The sequence below is a fragment of the Rhodococcus sp. Eu-32 genome (assembly GCF_003336925.1).
GTDB classification, from domain to species: Bacteria; Actinomycetota; Actinomycetes; order Mycobacteriales; family Mycobacteriaceae; genus Rhodococcoides; species Rhodococcoides kyotonensis_B.
On sequence record NZ_QGNK01000022.1, the window covers coordinates 73,298 to 81,604 of the forward strand.

The 8,307-nt window shown below is 64.6% G+C and carries 8 protein-coding genes; 5 read left to right on the forward strand and 3 right to left on the reverse strand.

Annotated features, from left to right (window positions below; genetic code table 11):
- Positions 1 to 8 precede the first annotated feature (8 nt).
- From DK926_RS22105 to DK926_RS22115, 3 genes are read right to left on the reverse strand one after another with little or no spacing between them, the layout of a single operon-like run.
- Complete coding sequence (locus DK926_RS22105; RefSeq protein WP_114332184.1) at positions 9 to 869, reverse strand: sugar phosphate isomerase/epimerase family protein; 861 nt, start codon at positions 867 to 869, stop codon at positions 9 to 11.
- On the reverse strand, positions 866 to 2,047 hold the full coding sequence (locus tag DK926_RS22110; RefSeq protein WP_114332185.1) for a dihydrodipicolinate synthase family protein: 1,182 nt from the start codon (positions 2,045 to 2,047) through the stop codon (positions 866 to 868). Before DK926_RS22110 ends, DK926_RS22105 begins: the two co-directional genes overlap by 4 nt.
- Complete coding sequence (locus DK926_RS22115) at positions 2,044 to 3,201, reverse strand: Gfo/Idh/MocA family oxidoreductase (protein ID WP_114332186.1); 1,158 nt, start codon at positions 3,199 to 3,201, stop codon at positions 2,044 to 2,046. The genes DK926_RS22110 and DK926_RS22115 overlap by 4 nt, the downstream gene beginning before the upstream one ends.
- Before the next feature lie 145 nt (positions 3,202 to 3,346).
- Here DK926_RS22115 and DK926_RS22120 point away from each other — a divergent pair, with 145 nt between their 5' ends.
- The 5 genes from DK926_RS22120 (at position 3,347) to DK926_RS22140 (ending at position 8,145) form a co-directional block, all read left to right on the forward strand.
- Positions 3,347 to 4,378, forward strand: a complete 1,032-nt coding sequence (locus DK926_RS22120) for a LacI family DNA-binding transcriptional regulator (RefSeq protein ID WP_114332187.1) — start codon at positions 3,347 to 3,349, stop codon at positions 4,376 to 4,378.
- Positions 4,379 to 4,504: 126 nt separating this feature from the next.
- The gene (locus DK926_RS22125) at positions 4,505 to 5,389 is read left to right on the forward strand and encodes an ABC transporter permease (protein ID WP_068427107.1); all 885 of its coding nucleotides are present in this window, start codon (positions 4,505 to 4,507) and stop codon (positions 5,387 to 5,389) included.
- 15 nt (positions 5,390 to 5,404) lie between these two features.
- On the forward strand, positions 5,405 to 6,433 hold the full coding sequence (locus tag DK926_RS22130) for an ABC transporter substrate-binding protein (RefSeq protein WP_114332188.1): 1,029 nt from the start codon (positions 5,405 to 5,407) through the stop codon (positions 6,431 to 6,433).
- A gap of 8 nt (positions 6,434 to 6,441) precedes the next feature.
- Positions 6,442 to 7,251: an ABC transporter ATP-binding protein gene (locus DK926_RS22135; RefSeq protein WP_114332189.1), complete on the forward strand. Its 810-nt coding sequence runs from the start codon at positions 6,442 to 6,444 to the stop codon at positions 7,249 to 7,251.
- Positions 7,252 to 7,344: 93 nt separating this feature from the next.
- The gene (locus tag DK926_RS22140; RefSeq protein WP_114332190.1) at positions 7,345 to 8,145 is read left to right on the forward strand and encodes a thioesterase family protein; all 801 of its coding nucleotides are present in this window, start codon (positions 7,345 to 7,347) and stop codon (positions 8,143 to 8,145) included.
- The last annotated feature ends 162 nt before the right edge of the window (positions 8,146 to 8,307 follow it).

Sequence of the window (8,307 nt, forward strand, 5' to 3'; positions counted from 1 at the left end):
CGGGCGGCTCAGCCGCCCGCAGGCGCCAACGCCGGTAGCACCAGATCCCGGTACCGCTGCTTCATCGTTTCGACGACCTGGTCGCCGTCCGTGGCCCACACCTGTGCGTTGAAGATCTCGACCTCGACGTCGCCACGGTATCCGGCGTCGCGCACCCAGGTTCCGATCGATGCGAAGTCGATGACACCGTCACCCATCATGCCGCGGGACAACAGCGGGTCGGCCTCCATCGGGACGAGCCAGTCGCACACCTGATACGAACTGATGCGACCACGCTGCCCGGCGGTCTCGATGAGCGACCGCAGATCCGGGTCCCACCAGACGTGGAACGTGTCGACGACAACTCCGACCGCTTCTACCGGATGCGGCTCGGCCATCGACAGTGCCTGTCCGAGAGTCGAAATCACAGCGCGATCGGCAGCGAACATCGGATGCAACGGCTCCAACGCAATGCGCACGCCCCGCTCGAGCGCGTACGGCACGAGCAGCGCCAGGCGCTCCTCGACCCGGGCCCGGGCACCGATCAAGTCGCGATCGGGAATGCCGCCCATCACCATCACGAGTTCGGGTGCGCCGAGCTCGGCAGCTTCGTCGAGGGCTCGGCGGTTGTCCTCGAGACCGTCGTCGTCGATGGCCGTCAGGAAGCCGCCACGGCACAGGCTCGAGACGCGAAGTCCCGCGTCGGACAGCATCTTTGCTGCCCGTGCGACGCCTGCCTCCTGGACCCGGTCGCGCCACGGCCCGATCCCCCCGAGCCCGGCCCGCGCTGCGCCGTCGATCGCTTCCTTCAGTGTCCATCTGTTGACGGTCTTCGTGTTGAGAGACAGTGCAGCGTAGGGATTGTCGAGATCGTAGGCAGGGAGAGTCACGACGAAGCTCCGTTCAGTTCCAGGAACAGCCCCATGCGGTAGACCGCGAGCGATGGATCGAGAAGCAATCCGGCGCGGTCGGCCAGCACGAACAGCGTCGACAGATGTTCGACGCTTCGGCCCGACGCAAGTCCCCCGACCATCGAGAATCCGGCCTGTTTGCCGTTCAGATACGACAGGAACGCGATCCCGGTCTTGTAGTAGTACGTCGGTGCCGCGAAGATGTGCCGCCCGAGTTCCTGCGTAGACCGCAAGATCTCCTCTGCGCGTTCGACATTGCCACGATCGAGCTCCTGCAATGCCGTCGACGCCGCGGGATAGATACCTGCGAAGATGCCCAACAACGCGTCGGAGTGACCGAGGTCGTCGCCGACGATCAGTTCCGGGTAGTTGAAATCGTCTCCGGTGTAGAGCCTGACGCCCGACGGGAGCGCGCGACGCAACGCGATCTCGTGCCCTGCGTCGAGCAACGAGACCTTGACGCCGTCGACCTTGCCGGAGTGCGCCGCGATCAGATCACGGAAAGTCGCAGTGGCGGAGTCGATGTCCGCACTGCCCCAGTATCCTTCCAGCGCGGGGTCGAACATCGTTCCGAGCCAGTGCAGGATGACCGGTCGGTCGACCTCGTCGAGCAGTGTGGAGTACACGTGCAGATAGTCCTCGGGCGAGGTCGCGACGCGCGCCAACGCGCGCGAGGCCATGATGATCACGTTCGCCCCGGCTTCGGTCACGACTGCGATCTGTTCGCGATACGCATCCAGCACCGCAGCAAGACCCTCCTTGCCCGACGGCAACGCCGCGAGATCGAGTTGATCCGTACCGGCGCCGCAGGCGAGCAGGCCGCCGACGCGAGCCGCTTCGGCACCCGATCTCCGGATCAGCTCGGCCGTCGCCGCCCAGTCCAGACCCATGCCGCGCTGGGCGGTGTCCATGGCATCCGCGACTCCGAGTCCGTACGACCACAGTTCGTGCCGATAGGCCAGGGTTGCATCCCAGTCGATGTCCGCGAGAGCACCGGGTGTGTTGTCGGCTGTCGCACGCGGAACGACGTGCGCGGCGGCGTACGCGATGCGCGAGCTGAACGCAGCCGTGGGCTTGGTCCAGCCCCCCGGCTCGCCGAGTACGTGAATGCCTCTGCCCGGCAGGGCAATCGACAGGTCGGCAGACAGTGCGGTCACAGCGTGATCTCCGGAACATCGAGACGGCGACCTTCGGCCGAGCTCTTCAGACCGAGTTCGGCCAGCTGAACGCCACGTGCCGCGGACAGCAGACCGTAGCGGTGCGGACGCTCGGCGATCACGTCACGCAGGAACTCCTCCCACTGCAGCTTGAACCCGTTGTCCAGGTCCGCGTTCGCGGGCACGTCGAGCCACTGGTCGCGGAACGGTTCCGTCACAGGCAGATCCGGATTCCACACCGGCTTCGGGGTGTGCGAACGGTGCTGTGCGACGCAGTTGCGCAGGCCCGCCACGGCCGAACCGTGCGTTCCGTCGATCTGGAACTCGACGAGCTCGTCGCGGAACACACGCACGGCCCACGACGAGTTGATCTGTGCGACAACGCCGTTTTCGAGCTCGAAGATCCCGTACGCGGAATCGTCGGCGGTGGCGGCGTATTCACGGCCCTGCTCGTCCCACCGCGTCGGGATGTGTGTCGCGGCCTTCGCTGTGACGGTCTCGACCTTGCCGAGGATGCCTTCGAGCACGTAGTTCCAGTGGCAGAACATGTCGATGATGATGCCGCCGCCGTCCTCGGCTCGGTAATTCCAGCTGGGACGTTGCGCCGGCTGGCCGTCTCCTTCGAAGACCCAGTATCCGAACTCGCCGCGCAGCGACAGGATGCGTCCGAAGAAGCCTTCGTCGACGAGCCGCTTCAGCTTCACGAGCCCGGGCAGATACAGCTTGTCGTGCACGACGCCCGCCGTGATGCCCGCGTTCTGTCCGATACGCGCCAGTTCGATGGCCTCCGTCAGAGTCTCCGCGGTCGGCTTCTCGGTGAAGATGTGTTTGCCGGCCTTCATCGCCGACGCCAGGGCCTCGGCACGACGCGACGTGACCTGTGCGTCGAAATAGATGTCGATGCTGGCGTCGTCGATGACCGAAGCGGAGTCGGTGCTGTACTCGGCGACACCGTACTGAGCGCAAAGTTCCTGGAGTTTGGCTTCGTTGCGTCCGACCAGAATCGGTTCGACCTGTACTCGCGTCCCGTCCTCGAGCAGAACGCCGCCCTGCTCGCGAATCGGCAGAATGGAACGCAGGAAGTGCTGACGGAAGCCCATGCGGCCGGTGACGCCGTTCATGGCGATACGCAGGGTACGAGTGGAGTTGGGCATAAGAGGTGCCTTTTCTGAGAAGAGGTTCCGGATGCAGTGCGGACGAGAAGGCCCAGCACGCGTCGAGCGAGTAAGTCAGCTTCGGAATGCGCTTTCCACGCTATGCTGTCCACGTCGATCGGTCAACACCGGGAGGGAAAAACGCATGGCGGCAGTCAGATTGCAGGACGTCGCGGCAGCTGCGGGCGTCTCGCAGGCAACCGCGTCACGCGTCCTGAACGGGTCCTCTCGCATCCCCGGCGAGGGCGTCGCCGATCGCGTTCGAGCCGCCGCGGCCGATCTCGGTTACGTCCCGAACGCCCAGGCCCAGGCACTTGCCCGCTCGTCGACGGGGCTGATCGGCCTCGTGGTGCACGACGTCGCCGACCCGTACTTCTCGTCGATCGTGCGCGGTGTACAGAACGAGGCACGTGCCGCGGGAAAGCTGGTGCTGTTGGCCAGCACCGAGCGCGATTTCGACATCGAAAGACAGTCGGTCAGCACATTCATCTCGCATCGCGCCGACGCGATCATCCTGGCCGGCTCTAGGCAGAGCGGCGACCTCGACCGCGACCTGGAGAAGGAATTCGCCGCCTACCGCAAGAACGACGGGAAAGTCGTCGTCATCGGACAGCCGCTGCCGTTCGGCGCGGCAGTCGAACCCGAGAACTTCGCTGCGTCGGCTCAACTCGCGGAGGCGCTGGTGGACGAAGGACACCGGCGTTTCGCCGTCATCGGAGGGCCCGGCAACATCCGCACGTCGGTGGATCGTCGCAACGGCTTCGTCGACGCGCTGGCCAGGCACGGACTGACCCCCGAAATCGAAGTGGCAGGCGACTTCTCGCGCGACGGCGGATACAGCGCTGCCCGACGCCTCGCCGCGGCGCTGGAACTGCAGCCGAGTCGCGGCACACCGCCGTGCGTCTTCGCGGTCACGGACGTCATGGCCATCGGCGCGATAGCCGCGTGGCGAGGCCTCGGCCTGCAGGTCCCGAACGACGTCTGTGTCGCGGGCTTCGACGACATCCCGACGCTACGTGACCACTTTCCGAGCCTGACGACCGTTGCGCTGTCGCTCGTCGAGATCGGTGAGCGCGCAGTGCAGTTGGCGCTGAGCGATTCCGCGGCGAGCCAAAGCCTCCACGAGTACGCCCCCGGGACCGTCGTTCTGCGCGCCAGCAGTGCTCTGAGCAGGTAATCTTTACCCACCCTTGACAGTGTGGGCGCGATCACACTACATTCGGCTGCAGCTTCGGAAAGCGCATTCCAACCGCGGTGCCCGGTAATGCAGTGGCCCCGCACCACTACTACGCGAGGACTCCACATGGCGGTAACAACGTCGGTCGAGATCCGTTCCGCTGAGCCGACGGCGTCCCACCCCGCGCCGACGCATCATCGACGGAGCTTGAAATCCACCGTGCCATCGTTCCGAAACACCTGGTCCGGCCTCTGGCGGCCACTGGCTCTCGTGGCCGTTCTGATTGCAGCCTGGTGGGCGGTGACCGAATCCGAACTGGTTGCGCCCTATATCCTTCCGTCCCCCGCCGACACGTGGAACACGATGCTCGAGAACGCGTCGTACCTCGCCGGCCACACGTGGGTCACCACGTACGAGACCGTCGCGGGCTTCGTCATCGCCGCCCTGGTCGGTGAGGCCGTCGCGGTGTTGATGATCTACTCGTCGTCCCTCGAGAAGACGATGTACCCGCTCATCCTGTTCGCGCAGGTCATTCCGAAGATCGCCATCGCCCCGCTCTTCGTCGTGTGGCTCGGATTCGGAGCCAGCCCCAAGATTCTCGTCGCCGTGTTGATGGCGTTCTTCCCCATCGTGATCGCCGGAATGGCCGGACTGCGTTCGGTCGATCCCGAGATCCTCGAACTCACCTCGACCATGGGCGCGAGCCGGTGGAAAACGTTCGCCAAGGTGCGATTCCCGGCGTCGCTGCCCCAGTTGATGTCGGGTCTGAAGATCGCCGCCACTCTTGCGGTCACGGGCGCGGTCGTCGGCGAATTTGTCGGAGCCAACGAAGGACTGGGCTACGTCATCCTGCAGGCCAACGGAAACATCGACACCGCAATGCTTTTCGCCGCACTGATCATCATGTCGGCCCTCGGCATCATCCTGTTCATGATCATCGAGATCGCCGAGAAATTCCTCATCCCCTGGCACGCGTCGCGTCGATCCACTGCATCCGCGGCCGCAGTCTGAACATCGGAGAACGAAATGAAGCTCAAGAACATCGTCGTCGCGGCCGTCGCCGCATCGTCACTCGTCCTCGCCGGCTGCAGCGGCGCCGGAGCCGAGGAGAAGGCGCCGGGCACCGACGGCGAGACCACCGCAACATCGTTGATGCTCAACTGGTACCCGTACGGCGAGCACGCGCCGTTCTACTACGGAGTGCAGGAGGGAATCTTCGCCAAGCACGGGATCGACCTCACCATCACCGCGGGCCAGGGATCGACCAAGACCGCACAGGCCGCAGGGTCCAACCAGACCGACTTCGGATGGGCCGACTCGGCCGCGGTACTGAGCAACATCGACAAGGGCGTCCGCGTCAAGAGCGTCGGCGTCTACCTCCAGACCACGCCGTCGGCAGTTCAGGTCTACGCGGACGGCCCGATTCAGTCCACGGCAGACCTGGCAGGGAAGACCATCGCCGTGTCCGCCGGCGATGCCCCGACAACGACATTTCCTGCCTATCTGGCTGCCGTCGGCGTCGACGAAGGGTCGATTCAGCAACAGAGCCTCGACTCGGCAGGCAAGATCGCGGCGATGCTGTCCGGTCAGGTCGACGGTCTGATCGGTTTCGCGCACGACCAGGGCCCCAACATCGCGAACAAGAGTGGACGCGAGATGCGCTACCTGAAGTACTCGGATGCCGGCCTGAACTTCTTCAGCAACGGCCTCATCGCCAACGAGTCCACCATCGAGCGTTCACCGGAACTCGTCCAAGCCATGGTCGACGCCACCAGCGAGGCGTTCGAGGCGGCCATTGCCAATCCCGAAGCGGCAGTGGCATCGATGGTCGGCAAGGACCCACAGACACCGCCCGAATCGGTGCTGCTGCAGCAGTGGCAGGAGACCATTCCGCTGCTGACGACACCGAACACCGAGGGCAACGCGCCGGGAGTCAACTCCGAGGAGGACTGGGTGTCCACCATTTCCATTCTCAGTGACGCAGGCCTCCTCGAGAGCGCCGAGGACCCGTCGAAGTACTGGGACTCCTCCTTCACCACCACTACCGAGCAGTGAGGCCTGACATGACTGCCACGTTCGAACGACCGAGGACGACGCTGACCGATACTGCAGTTGCCGTCGACGACCTCAGCGTCCGCTTCTCGTCCAAGCGCGGCGAGGTCACCGCACTCAGCGACGTCGATCTCGCCGTACGCACAGGCGAATTCGTCACCATCGCCGGACCGTCGGGATGCGGTAAGTCGACGCTGCTGAAAGTCGTTGCTGGACTGACCAACGCGAGCTCGGGCAGCGTGAGTCTCGGCGGACGCGAAGTGAAAGGCCCACAGCGAGGAATCGGCTACGTCTTCCAGCGGGCGGCCCTGCTCGAATGGCGCACCGTGCGCAAGAACATTCTGTTGCAGGGTGAGATGCGCGGCATGAGCAAGAAGGCGACCGCCGCCAAGGCCGACCAGCTGATCGAGATGACCGGACTCACCGGGTTCGAGAACGCGCTGCCGCACGAGCTGTCCGGTGGCATGCAGCAACGCGTCTCACTGTGCCGGGCGTTGCTGCACGAACCCGAAGTGCTGCTCATGGACGAGCCGTTCGGCGCGCTCGACGCTCTCACCCGCGAGAAGATGAACGTCGAGCTGCACCGCATCTGGCGCGAAACCGGAACGACGGTCATGCTCGTGACCCACTCGGTCGCCGAGGCCGTCTACCTTGCAAACCGGGTCGTCGTCATGAGTCCACGGCCGGGCCGCATCGTCGAGATTCTCGACGTCGACCTGCCGGACAAGCGGGATTACAGCTCGACGATGGAGAAGCCGCAGTTCACCACCGTCGCCAACCGTGTCCGTGATCTGCTGGGAGCCACCACCAACGCCGATTAGGGCGACTCCGTCGCCCCGTGCGTGCGAATGTATAGCCCGCTATACATTCGCACGCACGGGTGGCATTGCCACCGCTCGTGATATCAACACGGTATGGAAATGACCCACCCGTTCGACGACGCAGTGGCCCTGACCAGCATCGAGCCCGGCGTCTATCTGGGCCGCACGTCCGCGCCGTACAACAACATGGTCGGCCCCTTCGGCGGCGTCACCGCAGCTACGCTCGTCCGTGCCGTCGAATCGCACCCGGACCGCCACGGGGATCCGCTCTCGATCACGATCAACTTCGCGGGCCCGATCGCGGAGGGCGAGTTCAAGATCTCGACGCGGGCAGTGCGCACCAACCGCAGCAATCAGCACTGGTACCTGGAAGTCAGCCAGAACGGCGAGATCGCGACGACGGCGACTGCGGTGTTCGGACACCGTCGCGACACCTGGGACGACGACGAAGCCACTCCCCCGGACGTGCCTGCACCGTCCGAACTCGAGCAGAGCGGCTTTCCGGACTTCATCGCCTGGGCACGAAACTACGAGATGCGTTTCGCGGCAGGCGCGTTGGTCGAAGAAGAAGCCGCGGACTCGACTATCTCGCTGTGGGTTCGTGATACACCCTCACGCGCACTGGATTTCGCGGCGCTGACGTCGATGGGCGACATCTTCTACCCACGTGTCTTCCAACGCCGCGGCAAATACGTCCCCGCGGGCACCATCACGCTGACCATCCACTTCTTCGCCACCACGGAAGACGTCGCAGCACAGGCGGATTCGTACGTTCTCGCCCACGCCCATGCGCGACGCTTCCACCGGGGATATTTCGATCAGACGGCCGAGCTGTGGAGCAGCGACGAAAAGCTGCTCGCCACCAGTCACCAGCTCGTCTACTACAAGGACTGACCCCGTCGTGCGTGCGAATGTATAGCGGGCTATACGGCGGTCTCAAGCAGTCATCGCAACGTGCCTGATCATTGAGGGATGGTTGCGATGGGACGTCCGGTGTACACCAATGAGGTGCGGATGCTGTTCTGGGTTCTGTTGGGTTTGGGCTCGACGGTGAAA